23 protein-coding genes are annotated in these 25,881 nt (G+C 71.4%); 11 read left to right on the top strand and 12 right to left on the bottom strand.

Annotation, left to right across the window (positions count from 1 at the left end; all coding sequences use genetic code 11):
- Positions 1–405: 405 nt before the first annotated feature.
- Entirely contained in the window at positions 406–822 is a 417-nt protein-coding gene (locus tag OWM54_RS09105; RefSeq protein WP_223750565.1) for a hypothetical protein, read from the bottom strand.
- Between the two features lie 92 nt (positions 823–914).
- On the opposite strand from OWM54_RS09105, the gene OWM54_RS09100 reads away from it, so the two are divergent.
- Together OWM54_RS09100 and OWM54_RS09095 are read left to right on the top strand one after the other, a co-directional pair.
- Positions 915–4,694 carry a tetratricopeptide repeat protein gene (locus tag OWM54_RS09100; protein WP_267697215.1) on the top strand — a complete coding sequence of 1,260 codons (3,780 nt, stop codon included), beginning with the start codon at positions 915–917 and terminating at the stop codon, positions 4,692–4,694.
- Positions 4,695–4,746: 52 nt separating this feature from the next.
- A complete protein-coding gene (locus OWM54_RS09095; protein WP_141328453.1) occupies positions 4,747–5,067 on the top strand; it encodes a hypothetical protein in 321 nt (106 codons plus the stop codon).
- A 15-nt stretch (positions 5,068–5,082) separates the two neighbouring features.
- Here the strand turns inward: OWM54_RS09095 and OWM54_RS09090 are convergent, their stop codons facing one another.
- From OWM54_RS09090 to OWM54_RS09075, 4 genes are all read right to left on the bottom strand, one after another.
- The gene (locus tag OWM54_RS09090; RefSeq protein WP_267697214.1) at positions 5,083–7,173 is read right to left on the bottom strand and encodes a RecQ family ATP-dependent DNA helicase; all 2,091 of its coding nucleotides are present in this window, start codon (positions 7,171–7,173) and stop codon (positions 5,083–5,085) included.
- A 40-nt stretch (positions 7,174–7,213) separates the two neighbouring features.
- Positions 7,214–7,459 (bottom strand): DUF3006 domain-containing protein, encoded by a 246-nt coding sequence (locus OWM54_RS09085; RefSeq protein WP_267697213.1) that lies wholly within the window; start codon positions 7,457–7,459, stop codon positions 7,214–7,216.
- On the bottom strand, positions 7,459–8,226 hold the full coding sequence (radC, locus tag OWM54_RS09080) for a RadC family protein (RefSeq protein ID WP_267697212.1): 768 nt from the start codon (positions 8,224–8,226) through the stop codon (positions 7,459–7,461). Before radC ends, OWM54_RS09085 begins: the two co-directional genes overlap by 1 nt.
- A 183-nt stretch (positions 8,227–8,409) precedes the next feature.
- A complete protein-coding gene (locus OWM54_RS09075; RefSeq protein WP_267697211.1) occupies positions 8,410–8,868 on the bottom strand; it encodes a Crp/Fnr family transcriptional regulator in 459 nt (152 codons plus the stop codon).
- Positions 8,869–8,947: 79 nt separating this feature from the next.
- On the opposite strand from OWM54_RS09075, the gene trxB reads away from it, so the two are divergent.
- The 4 genes from trxB (at position 8,948) to OWM54_RS09055 (ending at position 12,452) form a co-directional block, all read left to right on the top strand.
- Positions 8,948–9,913 (top strand): thioredoxin-disulfide reductase, encoded by a 966-nt coding sequence (trxB, locus tag OWM54_RS09070; RefSeq protein ID WP_141328451.1) that lies wholly within the window; start codon positions 8,948–8,950, stop codon positions 9,911–9,913.
- Between the two features lie 124 nt (positions 9,914–10,037).
- Entirely contained in the window at positions 10,038–11,222 is a 1,185-nt protein-coding gene (locus OWM54_RS09065; protein ID WP_223750570.1) for a trans-sulfuration enzyme family protein, read from the top strand.
- Positions 11,219–11,707, top strand: a complete 489-nt coding sequence (gene moaC, locus OWM54_RS09060; RefSeq protein WP_223750571.1) for a cyclic pyranopterin monophosphate synthase MoaC — start codon at positions 11,219–11,221, stop codon at positions 11,705–11,707. The genes OWM54_RS09065 and moaC overlap by 4 nt, the downstream gene beginning before the upstream one ends.
- Before the next feature lie 487 nt (positions 11,708–12,194).
- Positions 12,195–12,452 carry a hypothetical protein gene (locus OWM54_RS09055; RefSeq protein ID WP_223750572.1) on the top strand — a complete coding sequence of 86 codons (258 nt, stop codon included), beginning with the start codon at positions 12,195–12,197 and terminating at the stop codon, positions 12,450–12,452.
- Positions 12,453–12,455: 3 nt separating this feature from the next.
- Here the strand turns inward: OWM54_RS09055 and OWM54_RS09050 are convergent, their stop codons facing one another.
- From OWM54_RS09050 to OWM54_RS09035, 4 genes are read right to left on the bottom strand one after another with little or no spacing between them, the layout of a single operon-like run.
- Entirely contained in the window at positions 12,456–13,016 is a 561-nt protein-coding gene (locus tag OWM54_RS09050) for an NUDIX hydrolase (RefSeq protein ID WP_223750573.1), read from the bottom strand.
- A 46-nt stretch (positions 13,017–13,062) separates the two neighbouring features.
- Entirely contained in the window at positions 13,063–13,911 is an 849-nt protein-coding gene (locus tag OWM54_RS09045; RefSeq protein WP_223750574.1) for a SirB1 family protein, read from the bottom strand.
- A 60-nt stretch (positions 13,912–13,971) separates the two neighbouring features.
- Positions 13,972–14,247 carry a hypothetical protein gene (locus OWM54_RS09040; protein ID WP_046712155.1) on the bottom strand — a complete coding sequence of 92 codons (276 nt, stop codon included), beginning with the start codon at positions 14,245–14,247 and terminating at the stop codon, positions 13,972–13,974.
- Positions 14,248–14,254: 7 nt separating this feature from the next.
- A complete protein-coding gene (locus OWM54_RS09035; protein WP_267697210.1) occupies positions 14,255–15,832 on the bottom strand; it encodes a YiiX/YebB-like N1pC/P60 family cysteine hydrolase in 1,578 nt (525 codons plus the stop codon).
- Between the two features lie 194 nt (positions 15,833–16,026).
- Here OWM54_RS09035 and OWM54_RS09030 point away from each other — a divergent pair, with 194 nt between their 5' ends.
- The 3 genes from OWM54_RS09030 to OWM54_RS09020 all read left to right on the top strand — a co-directional run bounded on the left by OWM54_RS09030 (position 16,027) and on the right by OWM54_RS09020 (position 17,749).
- Complete coding sequence (locus OWM54_RS09030) at positions 16,027–16,344, top strand: DUF2795 domain-containing protein (RefSeq protein ID WP_223750576.1); 318 nt, start codon at positions 16,027–16,029, stop codon at positions 16,342–16,344.
- A 65-nt stretch (positions 16,345–16,409) separates the two neighbouring features.
- Complete coding sequence (locus tag OWM54_RS09025) at positions 16,410–17,309, top strand: hypothetical protein (protein ID WP_267697209.1); 900 nt, start codon at positions 16,410–16,412, stop codon at positions 17,307–17,309.
- Positions 17,306–17,749: a CoA-binding protein gene (locus tag OWM54_RS09020; RefSeq protein ID WP_141331334.1), complete on the top strand. Its 444-nt coding sequence runs from the start codon at positions 17,306–17,308 to the stop codon at positions 17,747–17,749. The genes OWM54_RS09025 and OWM54_RS09020 overlap by 4 nt, the downstream gene beginning before the upstream one ends.
- A 62-nt stretch (positions 17,750–17,811) precedes the next feature.
- Here OWM54_RS09020 and OWM54_RS09015 read toward each other — a convergent pair whose 3' ends face one another.
- A complete protein-coding gene (locus tag OWM54_RS09015) occupies positions 17,812–18,411 on the bottom strand; it encodes a hypothetical protein (protein ID WP_267697208.1) in 600 nt (199 codons plus the stop codon).
- A gap of 246 nt (positions 18,412–18,657) precedes the next feature.
- Here OWM54_RS09015 and OWM54_RS09010 point away from each other — a divergent pair, with 246 nt between their 5' ends.
- Positions 18,658–21,870, top strand: a complete 3,213-nt coding sequence (locus OWM54_RS09010; protein WP_267697207.1) for a serine/threonine-protein kinase — start codon at positions 18,658–18,660, stop codon at positions 21,868–21,870.
- Between the two features lie 166 nt (positions 21,871–22,036).
- Here the strand turns inward: OWM54_RS09010 and OWM54_RS09005 are convergent, their stop codons facing one another.
- Positions 22,037–23,290, bottom strand: a complete 1,254-nt coding sequence (locus OWM54_RS09005; RefSeq protein ID WP_267697206.1) for an ADYC domain-containing protein — start codon at positions 23,288–23,290, stop codon at positions 22,037–22,039.
- Positions 23,291–23,499: 209 nt separating this feature from the next.
- Between OWM54_RS09005 and OWM54_RS09000 the strand changes: the two genes are divergently transcribed.
- On the top strand, positions 23,500–24,876 hold the full coding sequence (locus tag OWM54_RS09000) for a sigma 54-interacting transcriptional regulator (RefSeq protein ID WP_267697205.1): 1,377 nt from the start codon (positions 23,500–23,502) through the stop codon (positions 24,874–24,876).
- A gap of 78 nt (positions 24,877–24,954) precedes the next feature.
- Here OWM54_RS09000 and OWM54_RS08995 read toward each other — a convergent pair whose 3' ends face one another.
- Positions 24,955–25,833, bottom strand: coding sequence for a patatin-like phospholipase family protein (locus tag OWM54_RS08995; RefSeq protein WP_082165584.1), 879 nt, complete (start codon positions 25,831–25,833; stop codon positions 24,955–24,957).
- Positions 25,834–25,881 lie beyond the last annotated feature (48 nt).

The following is a 25,881-nucleotide window of genomic DNA, read 5'->3' as shown; positions in this document are numbered from 1 at the left end:
CGGAGGAAAGTCCGAGGGTCCCCTGACACGGTTGTCGTGCCTGGCACGACGCCGAAGGCTGGACCCTCTGACACGAGTGTCAGGACCCCGACGGCCCCACCCCAGGACTGTCGGCGCGCCCTCCTCGCAAGCCCTTGAATCTCCAGGTGATGCGATGCGGGCTGCCCGGTGCGCGGGGCGTGGCATCGCCATTGCTCTAGTGGCCGGCGTCACCGCGCGGCGACGCGGGCCTGTTCAACACACCGTCGCCCCGCTCACATGTCAGGGCGCTCCATGGGGGAGCTCCCGACGCCCATCGACTCGGCCGGCCCCGAGCCGATGGGCGGATTCTTGTAGGGCACTCCATTGGGGAGTTCCCGACGCCCACCGCCTCGGCCGGCCCCGAGTCGGTGGGCGGTTTCTTTTTCAGCGCAGCTCGTCCGCGAACGGCCCCTCGTCCTGACGCTCCAGCAGCCACGTGCCGTGCTGGTAGACGAACTCCGACGTGACGACCGAGACGTGCTCGGACGCGGAGGGCAGGCGCATCCACTGGATGCGGCTCTGGATGAAGGCCCGCGTGCCGTCCTCGGACAGCTGCCCGTCCTCGATTTCGTAGTCGGTGATGGTCAAATCCCGCTCGTCGTTGAGCGCGATGCGGGCCTTGGTGAACGCCTTGCGCTTCTCCGGGACGATGAAGCGGGCCGCGGAGCGGAAGTCCTTCCAGCGGATGACCTGATGGAACTGCTCCACCGTGGGCTTGAGTTCTTCCAGGTTGGATTTCTTGGATACGGTTGCGCACCCGGACAGGGCCAGGACGAGGAAAAGGGCAGGCAGGCGATTCACGAGGGGGACGGTAGCATCCGGCGCCCGCCCCGGACGAGGGCGGGGTGCTATGGTCCGGCTCCCCCGCCCGAGCACCGGAGTCGCAAGCCCTCATGGCCAAGTCGATGGTGGAGCGCTACGAGCAGCTCCTCCGGCAGGACCCCACTTCTTCCGTTTTCGTCGAACTGGCCAAGGCCCTGCTGGAAAAGGGGGACGCGCCGCGCGCCATCGAGGTGTGTGAGCAGGGTGTCTCGCACCATCCGTCCTCGACGGTGGGCCGGGTGCTCTGGGGCAAGGCGCTCATCCAACTGGGCCGCCCCGCCGAGGCGATGGAGCAGTTCGACCGCGCCATCGCCATCGAGAAGGACAACCCCTACGCCTACAACCTGATTGGCGAGGTGTTGCTCCAGCGCGGGCTGTACCGCTCGGCGCTGCCGATTCTGCGCAAGGCCGTGGCGCTGCAGCCCAATGACGGCCGCGTGAAGCTGTGGCTGGAGCAGGCGCAGCAGGCCCTGGCCGGTGGCCCGGCGCCGGTCTTCGCGGACCTGATGGGGCTGGAGAAGGCCGAGCCCGAAGAGGGTGAGGCCGAGCCCGACGCGGCCAGGCCCGAGAGCGCCGAGAGTGCTCACGCCGCCGCGTCGCCGATGGCGGCCGCGAGGCTTCGCGCCGCCGCGCTCGGGGACGCCGCGAAGGCCGCGAGTGCCTCGGGACCTGGGGCCGCGAAGAGCGCGGGCGCGCGGGCCGCCGCGGACCTGGCGAGCGCCGCCGCGGCGGGTGGGGCCGCGAGCCCGGCGGAGGCGGGGGCTCCGGACGGAGATGCTGCGCCCTCGACGGAGGAGGGCGCTCAGGCTCCAGCGGGTGCTCCGGGCGAAGTGTCGGACGCGGAGGCCTCGGCGCCGTCGTCTGATTCGCTTGGGTTGATCGACCGGCAGGTGCCGGTGCTGCAGCCCGCGTCGGGCGCCCATCTTCCGAGCCTGGAGCTGTCCCTCTTCGACGAGGAGGATGGGGCCCGCTCCCCGGACGCGAATGCGCCGACGGGGGAGGGCGCCGACGCTGGCTCCTCCCAGGATGGTCAGGCGTTGGACCCGGCCGCCTTCGAGGGCGGCCCCGGTGCGTCCCCTGAAGCGGGCGCGGTGTCCGACGAGACCAGCGAGCAGGCGCTGCTGCGCTCCAGCGAGTTCACCACCGCGAAGCCGGTGGTCCCCGCTGCGTCCACCGACTCGAACGAGTCGGACGAAGAGCAGGCGCTGCTGCGCTCCAGCGAGTTCACCACCGCGAAGCCGGTGGTCCCCGCGGCGTCGGGCGGGCTGCTGGGGGATTTGCCTCCGCCCGAGCCCACCGCCGCCACGCCCGTCGTCGCGCGCGCTCAGCCCCAGGCGCGTGGCTCGGGCTCCAAGCGCTCACTGCTGGAGGACCTGCCCGACGCTTCGGACGCCCCGGGCGCCACCGGCCGCGCGAAGGCGGGCGCTCCCAAGCAGGACACCGAGGCGCTCACCGCCGCCTACGAGAAGGAGCTGCGGCAGAAGCTGGCGCGCGAGGCGGCCAAGACGTCCTTCCTCAAGCGCAACGGCGTGAAGGTGGCCGGCGCCGCCGCGCTGCTGATGGTGGTCATCGCCGTCATCGTCGGCGTGGTGCGCATCCGCGCGGCCACGGGTGGCCAGACGCTGAACGAGGCCCTGGCCAGGAGCGAGGACCTCATCACCCAGGACACGCGCGCGTCGCTGGACGGGGCGCTGCAGCAGCTGGACCGGGCGCTGGACATGGACGAGAGCAGCAGCCGCGCGTGGGCCCTCAAGGCCTGGACGCACGCGCTGCTCTTCGCGGACCACGGCCTGTCCCCGGATGACCGGCTCAAGGCGCTGGAGGCCCTGGAGAAGCCTGGCGTGAAGGAGGCCGCGCCGGGGCTGGCGCTCGCCACCAACGTCCTCGTGGCGGATGACCGGGGACGCGAGCCCGCGCGCCGCGCGCTGCTCGCCGCGACGGAGGAGAGCACGGAGGTCCACGCGCTGGCCGCCAGCCTGCTGCTGGCCGCCAAGGACGAGAAGAAGGCGCTGGAGCGCTTCGACCGCGCGCTGAGGGCCTCGCCGTCGAACGTGCGCGCCCTGGTGGCGCTGGGTGGCTACTACCTGGCCTCCGAGGACTTCCCGCACGCCATCGAGATGTTCGGCAAGGCGCGCACCAAGTCCCCCAAGCACCCCGTGGCGCGCATCGGTCAGGCCGAGGCGCGGCTCGCGCTGGAGCAGGACCTGGAGGCGTCGCTTTCGGACGTGGCGCCCCTGGCGGGAAGCCCCGAGCTGCCCGCCGCGCTCGGCGCTCGTCAGCAGCTGGTGCACGGCCGGCTCCTGTCCGCCGTGGGCAAGCACGACGAGGCCCGCGCGCTGCTCGCCAAGGGCACGCAGGGGCCGCTGGCCTTCGACTTCCAGCTCGCGCAGGGCGCGGCGAGCCGGGCCGCCGGGAAGCTGGACGCGGCGCAGTCCGCGTACGAGGCGGCGCTGAAGCTGCAACCCAAGAGCGACGAGGCCCGTGAGGGACTGGGCCGCACGCTGCTGGACCGGGACAGGGAGCGCGACGTGCTCACCCGCCTGGAGGCGGACGGCGGCCGCAGGGTGGCGCTGGTGCGGGGCACCGCGTACGCGCGGCTCGGAGACTGGAAGCGGGCCCGCACGGAGCTCGCGCGCACGCGGGTGAACGAGCGCTACCCGCCGGAGGCCGTGTCGCTGCTCGCGCTGGCGGACGCGGCGGAGGGCAACGCGGCGCAGGCCCGCGAGCTGCTCGAGAAGGCGCTGGCCGCGAGCAAGCGCCCGCGCAACGACATGCGACTGGCGCTGGGGCAGGTGTACTGGCGTGAGCGCGCCTTCGACAAGGCGCAGTCCCAGTTCGAGGAGGCGCAGAAGGACCCCCGGGACTACGAGGCGTCGTGCTCGCTGGGCCGGCTCATGCTGGCGCGCGGCCTGCCGGACATGGCGCTCAAGCCGCTGACGCAGGCGGTGGAGCGCAACGGCTCGCACGGCGAGGCGCGTGACGCGCTGGGGCGCACGCTGCTGGCCCTGGGGCGCACGCCGGAGGCCCTCAAGCAGTTCGAGACCTGGCAGCTCGACAACCCGGGCAGCGCGGAGGCGCACAAGGGCTTCGCGCTGGCCCTCTTCCACTCGGGGCGTCGCAAGGAGGCCGAAGGGGCCGTGGGGCGCTCGGCGAAGCTGGCGCCGGACGACGCCGAGGCCCACCGGCTGCGCGCCGCCATCCTCTTCGCCTCGGGCGACGCGAAGGGCGGCTTCTCCGCGCTGGAGCGCGCCAACAAGCTGAACCCGAAGGACCCGGACACCTTCTGCGAGATTGCCCACGCGTTCCTGCGCCAGGGCAACCCGGACAACGCGGACGCGGCCTTCGCGGCGGCGCGGCGCGAGGGGCCGGATGCCACCTGCGGCCGGGTGGGGGAGCTCTACGCGCAGCTGCCCAGCGGAGGCCGTCCCGCGGCGCGGACGCTGGAGGACCTGGCGTCGCGCGCGCCCACCGTCTGGGACAAGGCCTTCGCCCAGGCCACCATGGCTCGGGTGCTGCTCGGGGCCGGCGCGGTGAAGGAGGCCCGGACGGCGGCGGAGGAGGCCGTGCGGCTGGCGCCGTACCAGGGCCGCTCGCACCTGGCGCTGGGCATGGTGGCGCTCAAGCAGCGCCAGGAGCCCGTGGCCAAGGCGTCGCTCTTGAAGGCCGTGGAGCTGGAGCCCACGGACGGACTGGCGCACCTGGCGCTGGCGGACGTGCTGGTGCGCGAGTCGGCGGAGCTGCCCCGGGCGGTGGAGTCCTATGAGGCCTTCCTCCGACTGGCCGGAGGAAGCGAGGATGCGGGCCGCGTGAAGAAGGCTCTGCCGTCCCTCAAGAAGAAAGCGGCCCGCTAGCGTGAGGAATCCTCCCCCCGGCTCGGGGCCCGAATCCCCGTTGCTGCGAATCATGTGGGGCAACGCCTTCCTGCTGTCGGCGCTCTACCTGTTGGTGGGCGTCGTGGTGGAGGTGGCGCTGCGCTATTTCCCCTCGCTCTTCCTCCAGCGGCTGTCGCTGTCGCTGGACTCGCTGCCCGCCAGGGCCCTGGAGCTGATGGGGGCGATGGAGCCCTTGCGCACGGCGTACTTCAACGGGCGCATCCCCGAGTACGCGGTCCGCCTGGTCTTCGGCCTCACCACGGTGGCGGTCATCTTCCTGCTCGCGCTGGTGGTGGGCACCGTCATGGGCACCCTGCGCCACCTGCTCTCCCGGCGCACCCGGGGCGCCTGAGCCCCGGGGCCGCCGTCAGTCGGTGCCCAGCGCGCGACGGATGCGAGGCTTCTTCGCGCGCGCCTGGGCCATGGGCGCCACCTGTGGCTCGTGTCCCGCGGCGCGGGCCATGAGGCAGATCTCCACCACCTTGGGCCCGAAGCGCTCCCAGCGGCTCTCCCCCGTGCCCTTCACCGTGAGGAAGCCCTCCCGGTCGATGGGGAGCGCCGCCGCCAGGCCCAGCAGCGTCGCGTCGTTGAAGATGATGAAGGGCGCGACGCCCAGATCCTTCGACAGCTCCTTGCGCCAGCGGCGCAGCTCCGTGGAGGCCAGCTCGCTGTAGTTCGTCACCAGAGGCGCGGCGGCCGCGGCGCGGGCGCGCGAGGCGGACGGCCCGCCCGACAGCAGCACCGGCATCTTCGCGGGCGCGCACACGTCGCAGTTGCCGCAGGAGGTCTCCACGTCCTGCTGGCCGAAGTAGTGGAGGATGGCACCGCGCCGGCAACGGGAGTCCCGGTCCGCGTAGGCGTAGTCCGTCATCCGCCGCAGCAGCTGGAGGTTCTGCCGCTCCTGCTCGCGCACGTGGGACAGGTCCATGCCCAGCTCCCGGAAGGGCATCCGCAGGAGCGCGCGGATGGAGCGGCCCGAGAAGGGCCTGCGCACCCGCACCACGCCCGCCTTCTCCAACAGCCCCAGCGCGTGGCGCGTCTCGTCCACCGACAGGCCGATGCGGCGCGCGAGGATGGTCAGCTCCGTGGTGGCCTGCCGGCCGATGGGGAACGTCTCCACGAGCGACTTGAGCAGCCGCTGCGCGTCCGGGGAGTGGGGGTGCGCGGCCTGGGCCTTCTCCGTCAGCAGCACCCCGTGCTCGCCCTCGCCCCGGCCGCCGCGCTCGAGCTTCCCGGCGCGCTCGAAGATGCGCAGCGCCGCGGACACCTCGAACTCGCTGGCGTTCACCATGCCCGCCAGCACGTGCACGCCCCGCTCGAACTCCTCCACCGACTGGAGCACGCCCCACACGTCCGCGAGCACCGCCTCCGAGGGGTGGCTGCCCTGGATGAGCCGCTCCTGGGTGTACACGTCCGAGTGGTTGAACAGCAGCACCGCCCGCGCATCCCCACCGTCGCGGCCCGCGCGACCTATCTCCTGGTAGTACGCCTCCACCGCGCGCGGGATGTTGGCGTGCGCGACGAAGCGGATGTCCGGCTTGTCGATGCCCATGCCGAACGCGTTGGTGGCCACCGCCACCGCGTCCGGGGTGGACATGAAGGTGTCCTGCGCCCGCCGGCGCGCGTCGTCCTCCATGCCCGCGTGGTACAGCACCGCCTTGAGCTTGCGCCCGTGCAGCTCCGAGAACACGCCCTCCGCGGCCCTCCGCGTGGAGCAGTAGATGATGCCGCTGCCCCCCAGCGCCGCCAGGCGCGCGCACGCCTCGTGCCGGTCCGTGTCCCCGCCCACCTCCTGCTTGCCGAGGAAGAGGTTGGGCCGGTCGAACCCCATGGCGAACTCGCGGGGCTCCTTCATCAGCAGCACCCGGACGATGTCCGCGCGCACCTCCGGCGTGGCCGTGGCGGTGAGCGCCACGGTGCGCGGAGGCCGCAGCCGCTTGCGCACCTGTCCCAGCAGCGCGTAGTCCGGCCGGAAGTCGTGGCCCCACTGGGAGATGCAGTGCGCCTCGTCCACGGCGAGCAGGTCCACGCCCACGTCGGTGACCATCTGCACGAAGCTCGCGCTGCGAAAGCGCTCCGGCGCCACGTACAGGAGCTTGTACTCGCCGCCGCGCAGCCGGCGCATCCGCTCCGCCCGCTCCAGGTCCGTCAGCGACGAGTTGATGAACGTGGCGGAGATGCCGCGCGCGGTGAGCTGCTCCACCTGGTCCTTCATCAGCGCGATGAGCGGCGACACCACCAGCGTCAGCCCCGGCAGCAGCGTGGCCGGCAGCTGGTAGCACAGGCTCTTGCCGGCGCCGGTGGGCATCACCACCACGGTGTTGCGCCCGGACAACACGGTGGAGATGACCTCCGCCTGTCCCGGACGGAACTGCGTCAGGCCGAAGTGGCGCACCAGGCCCTGCTGGGCTTCTTCGAAGTAGGGCAGGGCCACCGACATCGCTCGCATGTCCACCATCCTGGTCCAGCCGTCAACGCAAACCACACCCCGCCGCCCCTCACAGCTCCAGCCCCGGCGGCACGGGGACGGCCAGGCGGGCCCTCCTCCGCGCCACCTCCAACACCCTCAGCGCCGTGGCCTCCGGCTCCACGCGGGCGTCCACCACCACGTCCCCCTCGCGCGCGTCCGCCGGGAGCGCTGCCCGCTCCACCACGCAGGCCCGGCCGCCCTCCAGCCGCACCACCTGCGCCCGCGTGTCCTCGAGCAGCTCCACCTGCACCAGCCCCACCAGACATCCCGCCATCACCCATGTCCTCCCGCCGCGTTCCATTCCCGCTTCGCCTCCCACTCCCCGTCCGGGAGCAGGCCTCGCTCCAGCATCGACACGAAGCCGCCGTCGCCCACCACCAGGTGGTCCAGCACCTTCACGTTGAGCAACCTCGCGCCGGCCACCAGGTGCCGCGTCAGCGCCACGTCCTGGACGCTGGGCTCCGGGTCTCCCGAAGGGTGGTTGTGCGCCAGGACGATGGCCGTCGCCCGCGACACGAGCGCCGCGGCGAACACCTCCCGCGGGTCCACCGGGCACGTGTTCATGGTGCCCTCCGCCACCCGCGCGTCGTGCACCAGCACGTTGCGCGTGTTGAAGCACAGCACGTGGAAGACCTCGCGCCTCAACCCCGTGAGGCCCGGTGTCAGGTACGTGTGGATCTCCCGGGGAGAGCGCAGCCGGGGTCTGCGCTCCGGCGTCCGCTGCGCGCGCCTTCCCAGCTCCAGCGCCGCGAGCACCTGCGCCGTCCGCCGTGGCCCCAGGCCCGGCACGTGGGCCAGCTCCACCGGCTCCGCCTGCAACAGCGCCTTGAGCCCCCCGCAGCGCTTCAACACCGCGAGGGCCGCCTCCATCGCGCCGCGCGAGCCCGAGGCCACGCCCCATGCCACGCACAGAAGCTCCGGGTCCGTGAGTGCCCGCGCTCCCAACCGGAAGAGCCGCTCCCGGGAGGACTCGGCGTCCACTCCCTTTCGCGCGCCCCTCGACTCCTCGACCACCTCGTCCGCCGCCCACGCCTCGCCCATCCGCCACCCCGTCCCGCCCACCTTCACCGGCGCGGCGATTGAGCAAGGCGTGTGCCCGCTGTCTCTACCTGGAGCGTGCGGTGCCTACCCATCCCGACCCGCGCGACAGCGGCCCGTCCGGCGGACTGTCACCGCCCCGCCATGGGCCTGCTGCCCGACGAGCGCCCGTGTCCAGGCTTTGTCTCAGAAGCGGGAGATGGCGAAGAACGATTTGATCTTGTCGTTCGTCTCGCGAAGTCGCTCGCTCAGCGTCCGGACGAACGTCCACAGCAGGACGTACGCCAGGTCCTTGTCGGTGAACATGAGCTGGTCCAGCTTGGAGCGCTCGATGACCCACACCGCGCAGCTGATGTGGGCGATGGCGTCGGCGGAGCGGGGCGAGTCCTCGATTACCGCCATCTCACCGAAGTACTGGCCGGGCTCCAGGATGGCGAGCGCCTCCTCGCCGATGCCCGGCACGGACTTGGAGATGCGGACCTTGCCCCGGGAGATGACGAACATCTCCTGGCCGAACTCCCCCTCGCGGAAGAGGAAGGCGCCCGCAGGGTAGTCCCTGGTCTGGCCGAGTTGAGCCACCTTGGCGAGCTGGCCCTGGGTCAAACCCTCGAACAGCGCAACCTTCTTGAGGAGCTCGGCATCCATGAGGCCAGCTTCGTATCACGCGCCCGAGGGCCTCTGGTACCTTCGCGGCCTCAACGAGACAAGAGGGAAGGAGCCACCCGTGGCGGAGGAGAAGATCAACAAGGTGACCATCATCGGCTCGGGGCCGGCGGGCTACACCGCGGCCATCTATGCCGCGCGTGCCAACCTGGAGCCCGTGGTGTTCGCCGGTGGGCCCACGCTGGAGCACCCCCAGCGCGTGCCGGGCGGGCAGCTCATGGTGACCACGGACGTGGAGAACTACCCGGGCTTCCCGGAGGCCATCACCGGCCCGGAGCTGATGGAGCGCTTCCAGAAGCAGGCGGAGCGCTTCGGGACCGTCATCCACATGGAGAACGTGGTGAAGGTGGACTTCAGCTCGCGCCCGTTCCTGCTGGAGAGTGAGAGCGGCCTGCGCGTGCGCTCGGAGACGGTCATCATCTCCACCGGCGCCACGGCCAAGTGGCTGGGCGTCAAGGGTGAGGACACGTACAAGAACCGCGGCGTGTCCGCGTGTGCCACGTGTGACGGCGCGTTCTTCAAGAACCAGGAGGTCCTCGTTGTCGGCGGAGGCGACACGGCGATGGAGGAGGCCACGTACCTGGCGAAGATCGTCAAGCACGTCACCCTCATCCACCGGCGCGACTCGCTGCGCGCGTCCAAGGTGATGCAGGAGCGCGCGCTCAACAACCCGAAGATCTCCTTCCTGTGGAACTCCGCGGTGGAGGAGGTCCAGGGCGACGCGAAGGGGATGTCCGGCGCCGTGGTGCGCAACCTCAAGACGGGCGACAGCCAGCTGCTCAAGGCGACGGGCCTGTTCGTCGCCATCGGCCACACGCCGAACACGGAGCTGTTCCAGGGCATCCTGGAGACGCACCAGGGCGGCTACCTCAAGACGGTGCCGGGCAGCACCCGCACGAACATCCCCGGCGTCTTCGCTTGTGGTGACGTGCAGGACAGCTACTACCGGCAGGCCATCACGGCGGCGGGCACCGGCTGCATGGCGGCCATCGACGCCGAGCGCTGGCTCATCGAGCACGGCGAGTAGCTAGCCCGCGCAGCGCCGCGTGACGCATGCTCCAGGCCGGTCCGCTCCGAACACGAGCGGGCCGGCCTTTTTCGCGTCGAGCCGGGACACATGCGCCCGGGAACGGACCCGAGGACCCTCTCTCATGAGCACGAAGCAGAAGACGCTGGCGGTGCACGCCGGGACGCGGCTGACGGGGAGCAAGGCGGTGCCCGTCTCGCCGCCCATCTCCGTGGCGGCGGTGAGCTGGTTCGACAGCAGTGACGACCTGGACGGCGCGCTCGACGGCAAGGACTACGCATATGCCCGCATCAGCGCGCCCAACACGACGCTGCTGGAGGAGGCGGTGGCGGCGCTCGAGGGCGCCGAGTCCTGTGTGGCCTACGCCAGCGGCATGGCCGCGCTGCGCTCGCTCTTCGAGGCGCAGGGCTTGCGTCCCGGGGACAGGTTGGTGATGCCGGCCGACGGCTACGGCGTCACGCGTGCGCTCTACAAGAAGCTGTGCGCGGCGCTGGGCGTGGAGCTGCACGCGCTGAAGCTGACGGACGCGGACGCTCCGGCGCGCATCCGGGAGCTCCGTCCCCGGCTGGTGCTGGCGGAGAGCATCACCAATCCGCTCCTGCGCGTGGCGGACCTGCGCGTCCTCGCCAAGGCGAGCCACGACGTGGGCGCGGCGTTCGCGGTGGACGCGACGTTCCCTTCACCCATGGGCCAGCGCGCGCTGGAGCTGGGCGCGGACTACGCGGTGCAGTCCACCAGCAAGTGGCTCAACGGGCACAGCGACGCGCTGGGCGGCACGGTGAGCGGCTCGCGTGAGCGCATCGACGTGCTGCGCGCCGCGCGCATCCTCGCGGGCGATGTGCTGGGGCCGTTCGAGGCGTGGCTGACGCTGCGCGGGCTGCGCACGTTGCCGGTGCGGATGAAGGCGCATGCGGAGCACGCGGCCCATGTGGCGAGGCGACTGTCGGAGTCGCCGCTGCTCGAGCGCGTCATCTACCCGGGGCTGCCCACGCACCCGGACCACGCGGTGGCGCGCGAGCTGTTGAAGGATGGCGGGCCCATGGTGTCGTTCGAGATTCGGGGCGCGGGGCGACCGGAGGCCATGCGCTTCCTGGAGGCGCTGAAGGTGGGGCGGCCCGGGCCCTCGCTGGGGGATGTCTGCACGCTGGTGATGCACGCGGCCAGCGCGAGCGCGCGGCGCTTCACGCCCGAGGAGCGCGAGGCGGCGGGAATCCGCGAGAGCCTCATCCGGGTCTCCGTGGGACTGGAGGACCCGGACGACGTGGTGGACGACCTGCTCCAGGCCGTGGCCCGTGGGGTGGCGCGATGAAGATGGTGGACGTCGGCGCGAAGCCGAAGACGGAGCGGGTGGCGGTGGCGACGGGGCTTCTGCGCATGCAGGCCGAGACGCGCGAGCGCATCCTCGCGGGGAAGATGGAGAAGGGGGACGTGCTCGCGGCGGCGAGGCTCGCGGGCATCATGGCCGCCAAGCGCACCCCGGACTTCATCCCGCTGTGCCATCCCATCGCGCTGTCCGGTGTCGAGGTGACGCTCCAGCCCGTGGTCGAGGGGCTCACCGTCCGCGTGACGGTGCGCACCGTGGACCGCACGGGCGTGGAGATGGAGGCGCTCACGGCCGCGTGCGCGGCGGCGCTCACCGTCTATGACATGTGCAAGAGCTCGGACCGCGGCATGGTGCTGGACGCGGTGCAATTGGAGCACAAGTCCGGCGGCCGCTCGGGGACATGGGAGCGCGAGCCGGTGAAGAAGACCACCGCGTCTTCGCGTACCGCCCGAAAGCGCTCCGGGCGGTAGGCGCTCGTCGCTGCTTCCCAGCGGCGGGCTTGAGCCGATGAAGAAGATCGGCTCGCCCTCCGCTGGTCGGACGGTCGTCTCTCTCGAAAAGAGGGGGTGCGAGCATGCGAAGCGTTCCCACCGCATCGGGGCCCGTTTCGCGGCGCCCGCGAAGACGCGTCAGCCCGTCGGCCCTCGCGGCGCAAGGGGCCCAAGGGAGCGCATGTCCCTGACGCCCCCCTCTCGCGGCAGGTCCACTTCGGAGACCGCACCCGAGCCGTTCACCGGTATCGCCGCGAGCTCGCGCATGCATGGTCAGACCGCGTCATTCGCCCACGCTCCCGTGCGGGCAAGCCACTGTCCGCTGCGGGACGTCGCGACTGTGTCCCCCCACACGTCACACCCTGAACCCGTGCCCTTCGGGGCTCCCCCTTGTCGGAGGGGACTCCCATGTTGAGTGGGCCATGTACGCCCGAGGGTGTCCTCGGCCAGGGAGGAGGTTGGAACGGTGCTGAACGACAGGACGACCCGCTCCGCCCTGGCCCTGCTCGCGGCCGTGTTCGGCGTCGGCTGCAGCGCGGGCGAGGGCTCCTCGGAGATGCCTCGGACACTGGTGGCCGAGGAGTCCCACGCGCGCTGCGGCGCGAGCGCGGACCGGCGCTCCCTCTCCAAGGACCCGACGGACTGCCGCCACATGCTCTTCGTCTGCGCCCCCGGGGAGACGCCGTTCTTCGACGCCTGCGGCTGCGGCTGCGAGCGTCGATGAGCCCTACGGCGTCTTCGCCTCCGCGCGGAGCCGCTCCAGGAAGAACGCCCCCACCACCAGCGAGTGGGTGATGCGACCCTCCAGGATGAGCCTGGGCGCATCCGCGCGCGGGTGCAGCTCCACCGCGATGTCCTCGCCCTCGTCCTGCTGCCCCGCATGCACCTTCACGCAATCCAGCGCCAGGAAGCTGAAGCACCGGTTGTCCTGCAGCGCGGGATTCGGGTGCACCCAGCCGAGCGGAATCACACGGCCCGCCACGTACCCGGTCTCCTCCTCCAGCTCGCGCGCGGCGGCGGCGGCGGGGTCCTCGCCCTCGTCCACCATGCCGCCGGGCACCTCCAGCGTGTCCGCGCCCGTGCCGAAGCGGAACTGCCGCACCAGCACCAGCTCGTCGGCCGGCGTCACCGCGATGACGTTCACCCAGTCCGCGCAGTCCACCCGCACCCGGGGGTGCTCCAGGTTCGTGCGAGGGTCCGCCCACTGGTCCTCGCGCACCGTCAGCACCTGGTAGTCATGCTCCATCCCCTGGCGCAGTCGCAGCCAGGGCTTCACCGTCCGGGACATGGGCACTCGCTTGCGGGGCCCGCGACAGCGGTGGGCCCCCTCGGAATCAGTTGAGCAGGGCCGCGCGCTCGCGCAGCTCCTGGGCCGTCAGCTCCAGCCGCTCACGGTCCGGTGCCTCGGGGGACAGCTCCAGGCAGCGCTCCACGTCGCGCAGCGCCGCCCGGTACGCGCCCAGGTTCGCCAGCAGCGCCGCGCGCGTGCGCAGCTCCCCCGGATGGTCCGGCGCCAGGAGCAACAACAGGTCCACCACCGCCAGCCCGCGCTCGCGGTCCTCGCGGCCCAGGTACACCCGCCGCAGGTTCGACAGCATCCGGTACGCAATCAGCTCCACCGGCGCGGGCGCCAGCATGGACCGGTCGAACTTGAGCTGCGGGGCCACGCGCTTGAGCAGCTCCTCGCAGCCGTGCTCCGTGAGGATGTCCCCCTGGTGGAACGGGTCCATCACCAGCTTGTGGTCCCCCGCGTCGTGCGCCACCAGGAAGTGGCCGGGGAAGGGCACCCCGTACAGCGGGATTCCCGCCCGCCGCGCCACCTCCAGGTACACCACCGACAGCGTTATCGGCAGGCCCAGCTTCCGCTCCAGCACCTGGTCCAGGAAGCTGTTCTCCGGCGAGTGGTAGTTGTCCTCGTTGCCCCGGAAGCCCTCGATGTCCGACAGCACGTGACGCAGCGCCCGCAGCGGGGCCAGCGCCTCGCCCTTGTCGTGGAGCCGCTCCGCCTCCACCTGCACCCGGCAGGCGAGCACGTCCAGCATGTGCAGACACGCCGGCGCGTCCAGCTCCGGCCTGTCCAGTGTGGCAATCGCCAGCGCCGCCAGGTCCAGGCGGGGAGGCTCCGCGGCCAGCGCCGACACCAACCGTTCCCGGGCCAGCGGCGGGCTGAATCCTGTGGTCATGCTCACGGCGGCAACCACTAACCCACGACGAGCCCGACAGCAAAGGCAGGCGGCCGAGCGTCAGAAGGTGGGCGGCGCATAGGGCAGCCTCCCCTTGATTTCGGCGCGCAGCCCCATCTGGGCCGAAATCAACCCCGCCAGGATTCCGTCCTCGAACTCGAAAGTCGGGTGTTCCTTGAGTTGGGGAAAGTCGTGGGGATTGCGGAGCTCCTCGGGGGTGATGTTGGGGACGGCCTCGCGGGCCAGCCGCAACACCTTCGCCTGCTGTTGGGAAATCATCCGCTCGAAGAGCTGGGCGGACAGCTCCAGCATGTCCTGGGCCACGTCTTCCTTCATTGCGTGTCTACTCCTGGGCGATGTCCCACTTGGCGCGGCGGTAGCTGTAACGGAAAGCCGCCGCGTCCGCCTCTTTCGCGAGCCCCTCGCCCTCCCGGCCGTCCAGGAAGGCGACGAAGTCCAGCTGGCGGTCCTCCCGGCCGAACTCGGCGTCGAACAGGCGGACCAGCTCGTTGGCGGGCAGGGTGCGCCGGCCGACGACGTCGACCAGGGGGATGGAGAGCCCCCGCAGCTCCTTCGAGGGCGCGTAGGACTTCCACACCAGCTCCGTGCACACCAGCGTCTGGTCGGAGAAGAAGTCGAAGTCGAAGTCGTAGGGGCGGCCCTGGTAGCCGAAGGCCCGGAGGATTGCGCGCGCCTTGTCCACGCGCGTCAGCCGGGGGCGCATGACGCCCAGGTAGTCCACGCGCATGCCGTGCTCGGGGCCGGTGAAGCTGACGCCCTCGCTGATGGACTCGATGATGCGCAGGGCATCTCCATGCGTGTCGGTCTGGTTGTACGCGGCCCACTTCGTGGGGAAGGCCGTGGCCAGGTGGCCGGTGAAGCTCTGGGGCTTGCCCTCGAGCGTCGCGAGCCAGGCCTTCACGTCCTTGTCCTCGTCGAAGTAGGCGGCCAGCTCCTGCTGGGTGCCCACGTACAGCTCCGCGTGCGGCCAGAAGCCCGGCAGGCCGATGTTGGAGAGGTACCAGTTCTGGCGGGCCACCAGGATGTCACCGGGCTCCATGCGCTCGAGCAACGCCTGCACCTGCGCGCGGGAGATGAGCGGCTGGCCGGAGCGGTGCACGCGCGTGTCGCCCATCCACTCGGCCACCGCGCGCTGCACGGGGAAGAAGGCGCGCTGGGCGCTGTCCTGGGTGAGGTCCGTGGCGGCCTTGGCGAAGAGCACCGGGCCGCGCTTGATGAGCAGTCCCTTGGCCACCTCGCTGTTGAGCTTCATCTCCTGCATCACCCACGGGACGCGCGGCGCATCCAGCGCGCCGGCCTTCACCAGCAGGGGCCGCAGCTGCTGCTTGTAGCCGTCCCCGGTGAGCAGCTGGGTGGTGGTGCCCACGTGGATGACCTTCTCCTTGAAGCGGGCGAAGGCACGCGCGGGCAGGCCGTACTCGGGGGCGGGCTCGTCCAGGAGCACCTCCAGCTGCTTGCGGCCTCCGGTGAGCTCCGCGAACGTCAGGCCGTGGGCCAGCTCCGTGGTGAGCGCGCCGTGGGTGAGCAGGAAGCCCCAGGCGTGCTTCTTCGGCTGGGTGAGCAAGGGCTCCTTCACGAAGTCCCAGTAGCGCTGACGGATGACCTCGGTGGAGAGGAAGTAGTCGAAGAAGGCGGCCCACGTGGTGAGCAGGCGCTGCTTCTGGTCCGGCGTGTACGGCTCGCTCTGCTTCTGCAGATACAGCGCGCGCGACGTCTTCACCTCCTCCGACAGCCGCCTGAGGCCCTGGGCGTAGCGCTCCAGCTGGCGCAGGTCCTCCTGGGCCTGGGCCACGAAGGCGTCGTCCTCGAGCGCATAGACGCTCTTGGGAGGGGCAGTGGGCGCCTGGGGAGGCGGACTGGCGACGGTGAGCCAGGCGAGCAGCAGGGAGGCGGCGGGCATGGGGTGGGGCTCCGGCGGAGACAGGGCGGCGGCGGGACTCTACCTCGGGAGCTGCCGGGGCGGCTGGCCCCCTGGCTGCCCAGGGGAGGGGAGGGGGACGGCCGGGTGGTCCGGCGTGGGTTTCGTCCCCAGGTTCCTGGGACTCAAGTGACTCACGTCCGGACCGGGCTGGCCGGGCAGAAAGGCAGCGGCAGATGGCATTCGGAACCGCGGAAGACCCCGGGCTCTCCATCACCCCCCACCTGGACTCGGTGGACTACCCCACGACGAGGGATGACCTGGTCGAGGCCGCCGAGGACAGCGAGGCCCCCGTCAACGTCATCAACGTCCTCAAGTGCCTGCCTCGCACGGAGTACGCGTCGCGCGAGGACGTGATGCGGGACCTGGCGGAGGCCGCGCGGCGGTTCGCCCGGGGCGGGCTGCAGGATGACGACGGCGCGAACAGGGACCGGCGCAACATCGGTCGGGACCTGGTGGAGAACGCGCCCGACGGCAGCTCGCGTCACCCCTGAGGGGCGACATCCCTGGGAAGAAGCGCTCGCGGGCGCTGGCCGTTTCTGCCAGCGTTCGCGGGCGCATGCGTCCAGGTCTCCTGCTGAGCTGTCTCGTGCTGTTGCTCTCGTCCGGTTGTCGGAAGCCGCCGCCCTTGAGGGTGCCCGTCCCCTCGGTGACGCCTCGGGTGCGCCTGGGTTTCCAGCCGCCCGTGGGGCGCGTGCTCACCGAATCCCAGCAGGCCAGCCGCGCGGTGGAGCAGGACGGACAGGTGCTGCGTGAGGAGGCGGAGCTGACCACCGAGTCCCGCTTCGCCACCTCCGAGGGCGGCTGGCTGCTGACCCAGTCCGTGACGCGGGCGCAGCGCACGCGCGCGGGCGTGGCGGTGGAGGGCTGGGTGGATGACGTGCTGCTGCGCTTCGTGCTCCGGCTGCAGCTGGCGGCGGACGGCGCGTTCGTGAAGCTGGTGTCACCGGAGTCCGCGAGCGAGGCCTTGCGGCAGTCGGTGCCCGCGGGCGCGGACGCGAAGGCGCTGGAGCGCTTCCTGGCGCCGGAGGCCCTGGAGGCGCGCACGCGGCGCGAGTGGGAGGCGAAGTTCGGCGGCCTGTTCCAGCGTCATCTGTCGGAGGGTCAACGCACGTGGGCGGTGGACACGCTGCCCCTGGGCGACACGCAGGTGGCGTATGTGCTGGAGCGCACGCTGCAGGGGACGCGGGACACGGAGTACGGCGACGCGGTGGTGCTGAGCCTCAAGTGCCTGGACTCGGTGCCGGAGGACGCGCCACAGGAGCTGACGGACGCGTGGGTGGCGGCGGGGCGCCCGGAGCTGACGGCGGGCGTGACGTGCGAGGGCGAGCAGGTGGTGGCCTACGGGCGCTTCGTGCCGGTGAGCCGGGAGCTCACGGTGAAGGCCCGGGTGGGCCCGGCGGCGTGGACGGTGACGATGCAGTCGCGAGCGCAGGCCCTTCAGGAGGAGACGCCATGAGCTGGGAAGACAACCTCGTCGAGGACGAAGCGGGAGTGGAGCGCGTGGTGAAGGGCGCCAGGCGCGTGGCGGTGCTGGGCATCAAGACGGAGCAGCAGTCGGGGCAGCCGGCCTTCTACGTGCCGGACTACCTGGCACGTGCGGGCGTGGAGGTGGTGCCCGTGCCCGTCTACTACCCGGACGTGACGCACATCCTCGGCAAGCCCGTGTTCCGCAAGCTCGCGGACGTGCCGGGCGAGGTGGACCTGGTGGACGTGTTCCGCAGGCCCCAGGACATCGACGCGCACGTGGACGACATCATCGCCAAGAAGCCGAAGGCGGTGTGGTTCCAGTCCGGCATCCGCAACGACGCGGCGGCGCGCAAGCTCGCGGAGGCGGGCATCCAGGTGGTGCAGGACCGCTGCCTCATGGTGGACCACCGCCGCTACGGCGGACGCTGAGCCGCCGCGCTCCGTCGGGCCTCGTGTGCGGGGGCCCGACGAAGCACGCCCGACGTCAGGGCTCAGGACGCGTCATAGGTCCACGTGAAGTACAGGTTGCGGCCGCGCCAGGCCGACAGGTCCTCCAGGCAGTACATGCCGGTGTGGATGCCGAACAGCTTGCCCTTGAGGAACTTGATGGCCCACAGGTTCGGCGAGTCGGTGTTGTTGACGACGATGTCCATCGTGTAGGGACCGCGGCCGGAGTTGTGCGTCTCGAGCACGCTGGGGTGGCGCGAGCCGTCCGGGCGGAAGACCTCGATGCCCTTCCACCAGGTGATGTTCGCGGCGGCGGTGAGGGTGATGCGCACGACGTTGGAGGGGGCGACCCCCGCGCCGCTGTACGAGAAGAACACGCGGTCTTCCGAGCTCTGGATGAGGTTGCCCGCCCAGCCGTTGTTGACCGTCCCGTTGGAGTTGATGACGCCGTAGGGCCAGTAGACCTGTGGGTCCCTGCAGCCGGGGTTGATGGCCTGGGTCGCGGTGTCGAGCTCCTCGGCCGCGGGCGCGCTGACGGGCTCCTGCGTGGTGGGGGCCTGCGTGGAGTCCACCTCCACCTCGGGGCCGCAGCCGACGAGGCCGAACATGAGGGAGAGGGAAGCGACGGTGACGTGAGTCTTCACGGGGTGCCTTTCGGATATCGGTGGGACGCACCGCTCGCGGTGCGGTGACACGTGGGTTGCCCGGCGTGTCGCGTGGGGGCCTTGTGCACCGCTCGTGCCCGCGTGCTTGCACGGGCTTCTCCGAGGAGGTCGCTCGGCGATGGGCCTCGAGTCGCCGTGCGGTGACACGCTGGGTTGGCACGGGTGGCACGTGGGCTCCGTGCCAGGGGCTCACCGTGGAGAAGCGGGCGCGCTAGAGTCGCGGGCATGTCGGACGCGGATGACCGCCGGGAGGGGGCCGGCGTGCCCAGGGGGCTCTCCACCCAGGAAGACAGCGTCGCTCCGGGGGCGCCCTGGGAGGACGTGGGGCCGCCCGAGGCCTGGGAGCGCTTCACGGACCTGACGCTGCTCGGGCAGGGTGGAATGGGCGTGGTCTACCGCGCGAGGGATACGCGCCTGGGCCGCGACGTGGCGCTCAAGTTCGTGAAGGGGACGTCTCCCGCGCGCGCGATGCGTTTGGTCCAGGAGGCCCGGGCGCAGGCGCGCATCGACCATCCCAACGTCTGCAAGGTGTACGAGGTGGGGCAGGTCGCGGGCCGCGACTTCATCGCGATGCAGTGGGTCTCCGGGCGCACGTTGGATGTGGCGGCCGTGGACATGTCGTTGGAGGACAAGGTCCAGGTGCTTCGGGACGTGGCCCTGGCCATCCACGAGGCGCATCGACTGGGCGTCATCCACCGCGACCTCAAGCCCTCCAACATCCTGGTGCAGCGGAGTGAAGAGGGGCGCTGGTTGCCGGTGGTGATGGACTTCGGCCTGGCGCAGGAGACGGGGCTGGAGCGCGGGCTCACGCAGTCCGGCGCGGTGCTGGGGACTCCGGCGTACATGGCGCCGGAGCAGGCTCGGGGAGATGTTCGGGCGTTGGATCGACGCTCGGATGTCTACGGCCTGGGCGCGACGCTCTACGAGGTGCTCTGTGGGGTCGCGCCGTTTCATGGCGTGTCCGCGGCGAGCGTGCTGCACCAGGTCCTCCACGAGGACGTCCGTGCGCCGCGAGCGCTGGTGCCGGACCTGCCCGTGGACCTGGAGACGGTGCTCCTCAAGTGCCTGAGCAAGGAGCCCGCGGCCCGCTATGGCTCGGCGCGCGCGCTGGCGGAGGACCTGGGGCGCTTCCTCGATGGCGAGCCCATCCTCGGACGACGGCCGGGGCCGTGGGCGAGGCTCGCGCGACGGTGGAGGACGCAGCGCGCGCTCGTCACCGTCAGCGCGGTGTCCCTCGTGTGCATCGGGGGGGTGTCCGTGCTCGGCGTGCACTCGTGGTGGGAGGCGCGGGCCGTCGAGCAACGCTCGGGAGCACGTGCCTTGCTCGCGCAGCAGCTCGGGCAGCAGGTGAAGGACCTCGAGTGGGTTCTTCGCGCCGCACACCTGGCGCCGCTGCACGACACGGGGCGGGAGGAGGCGCTGGTCCGCGAGCACATGCGCCGCATCGCCTCGCTGCCTCATGGGCTGGGGACCTCGGGTGAGGTGCTCGTGCTGCAGGCGCTGGGGTTGGGACACCTGGCGATGAACGAACTGGAGGCCGCGCGCGAGTCGCTGGAGGCCGCGCGGGCCAAGGGGCTCGAGTCCCCCGAGCTGCATCATGCGCTGGGGCGGGTGCTCGGTGGGCTGTACCACCAGGAACTCGAGGTGGCTCGACGCAGTGGCGACGCGGCGTGGGTGGCGGAGCGTCAGCGCTCGCTGGAGGCGCGCTATCTGGCTCCTGCGTTGCAATCGCTGGAGCGCAGTCGGGAGGTGGAGTCGGGGACGTATCTGGAGGGGCTCATCGCGTACTACCGGGGCTCGCTGGAGACGGCGGCGGACACGGTGGCGCGTGCGGTCGATGAGTCACCGTGGAGCCTGGAGGCGCGGCTGCTCGCGGGCGAGGTGACGCTGGCTCGGGCGATGCGTGAGCTGGAGCGTGGGGCCTACGACGCGGCGCGCACGGGGCTTCAAGAGGCCACCCGTCGCTACGAGGCCGCCACGGACCTGGGACGCAGTGACGCCCGTGGATACGAGGCGCTGGCCGAGGTCTGGCTGCAGCAGTCGGAGCTGGACAAGCGACAGGGACGCTCGCGTCGGGCCTCATTGGAGCAGGCGCTGGTCGCGAGCGAGCGGGCCGTGAAGGCCGCGCCCGGACGCTCCTCGGTGCACACGAAGCGGGCCTGGGTGCTGATGAACTGGTACCGGCTGGTGAACTTCCAGGAGCGCGACATGGACCCGAAGGCCGTGCTGTCCGATTGGACCACCACCGCCGCGCGCGCCGTGGCGTTGGACCCCGCGAACGTCCAGGCCCACGACACGCTGGGCTACAGCCACTTCATGCGCGGGCTCCAGGATGCGCGCGAGGGGAAGGACCCGCGTCCCGCCTATGACGAGGCCGTCGCGTGGTTCGAGAAGGCATTGCGACTGCAACCCCGCTACCCGTGGGCGCTCAATGACCTGGCCCTCGTGCACCGGTGGCGGGGGACGTGGTTGCGAGAGCATGGCCAGGACCCGAGCGCCGCGTTCGCCGAGGCCGCGCGTCACCTGCGAGAGGCCGCGCGCGTGGACCCGAAGTACCTCTTCGCGCACGCCAACCTCACGGAGGTGCACAACGCGCTGGCGCAGTATGAGCTCTCCCTCGGGAGGGACCCCTCGGCGGATGTCGAGCAGGCCCGCTCCGCGGGGGCACGGGCGCTCGCGCTGGATGCGCGGTATGCGCCGGTGCTCACGCAGCTGGGGTTCGCGGAGCTGACGCAGGCGCGCCATGTGTCGCGCACGGGCGGCGAGCCGGGGACCTTGCTCGCGGCGGCGCTGGCGCATGTCGCGCGCTCGCTCGAACTCAACCCCACGGCGGGAAGGACGCACTTCCTGGGCGCGTCGGTGCACCTGCTCGCGGCGGAACACGCGGTGCGCTCGGGGGTGGACCCCACGGCTTCACTGGAGTCCGCGCGTCGAGCCCTCGCCGTGCCCTATCCGGGAGACACCTCGTGCGCGGACTGCCGTGTCCTGGGCGCGCGGTTGTCGCTGACTCGGGCCTCGTGGGAGCGCGTGCGCGGACACTCCGCGCGGCGATGGGTGGGCGAGGCGCTCGAGGAGGCTCGGCGGGCCGTGAAGCTCTATCCCTACGACGAGGCCCACCTGGAGCTTGCGCGCGCGAGCTGGTGGATGGCGTCGGAGTCGCGTACGTCATCGCTCATCACCGAGGGGCTGGCGCAGGCCGACCTCGCCCTCGGGCTCAATCCCCGGCTCGCGGCTGCTCATGCGGTTCGAGGCGCCCTCCTGCTCGCGCGCTCACAGGGCGCGACCTCGGCGGAGCGCGAACCGCTGAGAGCGCAGGCCCGCGCGTCGTTGGAACGGGCCCTGGCGCTCGATGCCTTCCTCCGCGAGGAGCATGCCCAATCGTTGAACGAGCTAGGCGTGCTCACCTCCGAGCGCGGACCTCATCACGCCGGGCGCTGAGCCGTTGTCGTTGTGCGAGCTGGACGTGCTCATGTCCGAGGTAGACCTCATCACGCCGGGCATCGCGCCGTAGTCCCACGTCCACGGAGTTGTCTCGAGACCCACGGGGCCAGCGCATCGGGCACGCGCAGGTGACGTGCCCGATGGTGTCGTACACGGGCCCGAGTCAGCGCGCGGGCGCGGTGGCGAGCTTGCCCCATTGCGTCCAGTGGACGGGCTCGCAGCGGGGCAGCAGGCCGACCCACCTGGGGTCGACGAGCTCGGGGCGACGGAAGTTCTCCGGGATGATGCACTCCGCGCCACGCGGGCTCCACAGGGCCTCCAGGCGGGGCAGGGTCTCCAGGTTGCTGCTCTGCTCCAGGCCGACCGCGAACTCGTCGCGCCGGCGGATGAGCGTGTTGTTGGCGGTGTAGCTCTTGAGGTTGTTGAACCGGACGAAGTACGCGGCGCGCTTCGCCTGGAGACAGGAGGCGTAGAGGTACGCGCGGTTCGCGTCGGGTCGCCCGTGCTTGTCCCAGGGCGTGTAGCCCCAGTCGAGGCAGGTCGCGATGGCGCCCTTGTCACACGCGAGGGTGACGGACCTCGCTTGGTGGGTGACGCCCGCGGTGAGGCTGTCGACGGCGAAGTCGGGCAGCACCGCCATCGAGGCGTCGGGTCGGGCCGGGACGTCCGTCACGCCCGAGCAGGGATTGACCCAGGACATGCTCGGCCTCCACTCACCCTCCTGGTACTCCATCACGTACTTGGGCACCGCGCCGCGCGGCATCGAGGCGTGGGTCAGGGGACGGAACCTCACCTGGTAGCGACGGGGCTCCTCGTACGGGTCCTTCACGCTCAACGCGAGGATGAGCCTGGGGAGCTCACCGCCCTCGATGGCGAAGGGCTCCGTGGAGCGGCCCACGTGGACTCCCTTGAAGCGGAGCTGTCCCGTCCCGCCTTGAATCTCGAGCACCTTCACCGGCTCGGAGGCGCTCATCGCTTCGTCGAGCAGTCGGGCGTCGACGACGTCGGCCATGATGACCTGCGCGCCGACATTCGCGTCACGCAGGCGCAGCGCGATGCCGTCCGCCGTGTTCAGGAACGTCTCCGGGCAGTAGCGGTCCTTGGTGGAGATGGCCAGACAGTGGCTGTGGCCCTCGAGGTTGTAGATGCCCAGGCCGTTGGGGCTCTCCGGGTCGCACTGGCCGGAGGGGCAGTCATCGGAGACGAGCCGTCCCTCGTACGGGGGCGTCTCGCAGTTCTCCCGCGCGCAGTCCTTGTGGGGCAGGGTGTCGTCCTTGCTCGGACCCCTCGATGGGCACGAGCGCCCCATGTACTTGCAGCAGCCACTGGCGCCGCTCGCCAGCAGGAGCAGGAGCGCGCAGTGAAGCCCCACGGCCCACAGTGGCCGCTTCGGTGACACGCCAGGACGGACTCGCACGAATGCCTTCACGGATGACTTCCCCCTCATGGATGGTGGCGAGGACAGACCCGGAGCGACCTGTCCTCGACGACTTCATAGCCAGCTTCGTGCCACGGGGGCTCGTGAGCGGTAGCTCGGTGCCATCAGCAGCGCTGACACACTTGCGCTAGCGTGTTTGGCACGAGGGGCTGTGCCAACGCGGTGCGCCCCGGGAGAGGGACGAAGGCATGGCGCGGGACGTGTCGACGCTCGGACCGAGCGAGGGCTCCCTGGAGGCGGGGGACTTTGCGCGCGCGCGGACGCCGGGGTTGGTGGGGGTGTACGGCGCGGGAGTCGCCCTGGCGGTGGCGCTACCGCTGAGAGGCGAGAGCCTGGAGGTCGGACGGGGCACGCCCTCGTTGGGTGAGACCGAGGACCCGAGGATGTCCCGCAGGCACGCGCGCATCCGCTTCGACGGTCAGCGCTTCTGGGTGACGGACCTGGGCAGTCAGAACGGCACCTTCGTGGACGGTGAGCGGCTGCCCGTCGGCGCGCCCCGGGAAGCGCGGCGGGTCATCCGCATGGGCACCTCGCTGTTCGTCCCCAGCGCGGATGTCGGTCCACTGGAGCGACTCGGTGTCGAGCGTATCGACGGCTTCCTGCGAGGCCCTTCCTTCCGCGCCGTGTTGGACGAGGTGTCGAGAACAGCGCGGCTCGGTACCTCCCTGCACCTCCACGGTGAGAGCGGCACGGGCAAGGAGGGCGTCGCGCGGGCCTTCCATACGTCGGGCCCCAGGAGCACGGGGCCCTTCATCGCGGTCAACTGCGCGGCCATCCCCCAGGCGCTCGCCGAGCGACTGTTGTTCGGCGCCAGGCGCGGCGCGTACTCGGGCGCGGAGGCGGACGCGCAGGGCTATCTGCAGAGCGCGGACGGCGGCACGCTGTTCCTCGACGAGGTGGTGGAGCTGGACCTCGCGGTCCAGGCGAAGCTGCTGCGCGTGCTCGAGACAGGGGAGGTGCTCGCGCTCGGCGCCGCGAGGCCCACCAAGGTCGACGTGCGGGTCTGCTCCGCGAGCCATCAGCCGCTGCGAGCGCTCGTCGCGAAGGGGCGCCTGCGCGAGGACCTGTACTTCCGCATCGGCAGACCGGAGGTGGTGCTCCCTCCGCTGCGTGAGCGCCCGGAGGAACTCACGTTGCTCCTCCAGGAGCAGGTCCACCGTGTCGAGCCCGACATGGGAACTCACGTCTCCTTGCTGGAGGCGTGTCTGCTCAGGCCCTGGCCGGGCAACGTGCGCGAGCTGCTCGTCGAAGTCCGTGGTGCCGTCCAGAAGGCGTTGGCGGAGGGCTCGCGACGCGTCTCCTCGGTGCACCTGGGCTCGGGCGCGGGGACGGCCTTCGGTGACGGCGAGGCGGGCCCCGCGGCGCGCGAACTCTCCGCGAAGGCGAAGACGCTGGAGGGCGAGGAGCGCGCCCGGGTCGAGGCCGCGCTGCGAACGCACTCGGGCAACGTGAGCGCGGCGGCTCGGGAACTCGGGATGCACCGCACGACGTTGCGACGACTGCTGGAGCGCTGGGACCTTCCGTCGTCCGAGCGCGAAGAGGACGGTAAGCCCGGCGAGAAGTGACGTGCCCCCATCGTCGGAGGCGCGGCACCTCGATGGGCGAGGCCGCGCGTGTCGAGAGGCCGGGCGCGGAGCCTCAGCTCACCACTGCGCCTGCCCGAAGGGCACGGGCGGACGGGACAAGGCCACCGCGGCGGCCAGGCGCGCCTGGTCCAGCGCATCGAACCCGCGCTCCATTGTCGTGGGCGTCACGGGCGGCAGGTTGGACACGACGACGTAGACGGGGATGCCGCGTCCCTCCAGCACGGTCAGCTGGAGCCGGAAGTGGTCCCTCCGCAGCGCCGCGGAGCCCGCCGCCAGTCCCTGCGCATACGCCATGGGCCCACCCACCACCTTGCGCGTCTTGCTCGGCAGGAAGTGCACGAGGATGGCGTCCAGGTCCTTCCCGGCGGCGCTGTCATGCAGCGACAGCGCGGGCGCCTTGTCCACCAGGCCTCCGTCCCAATACAGGTTCCCATCCAGCGGCACCGCGCGGAACAGGCCGGGATAGGCGCAGGTGGCGTGGACGCGCGGCGCCAGCTCCCCCGTGGTGAAGACGTCGTGCGTGCCCAGCGTGAGGTTCGCGCCCACCAGCAGCAGCGGATGCGGCAGGTCCTCGAACGTCGGCGCGCCCAGCGTGTCCTCCAGCAGCCGCCGGAAGCGCTCGCCCTTGAGCAGGCCCGTGAGCCCATGGCCCGCGGCGTCCGCGTTCAGCACGGCGCCAATCGGGTCCGGGTCCCAGAAGTTCGCGCGCGTCTGGCGCAGCACCAGCTCCTCAATCGCGTGCACCGGCATCCCCGCCGCCGCGTACGCCGCCACCATGCCGCCCGCGGACGTGCCCGCGTACGCCGAGGGCTTGAGCCCCGTGCTCGCCAGCCCCTTGAGGAAGCCAGCGTGCCCGTAGAAGCCGAAGTAGCCCGCCGAGAGGACCAGGCCGAACCGCTTGCCCTCGAGCAACTGCTGCAGGTTGGGAGATGCCATGTCCCACATCTACCACTGTCCGCCGGGAAGCACGCGGTGCGTCGAAAG

Source organism: Myxococcus sp. MISCRS1 (assembly GCF_026626605.1).
GTDB lineage: Bacteria > Myxococcota > Myxococcia > Myxococcales > Myxococcaceae > Myxococcus > Myxococcus fulvus.
The sequence above is the reverse complement of the archived record's forward strand: the minus strand, read 5'-3'. Positions and strand labels throughout refer to the sequence as shown.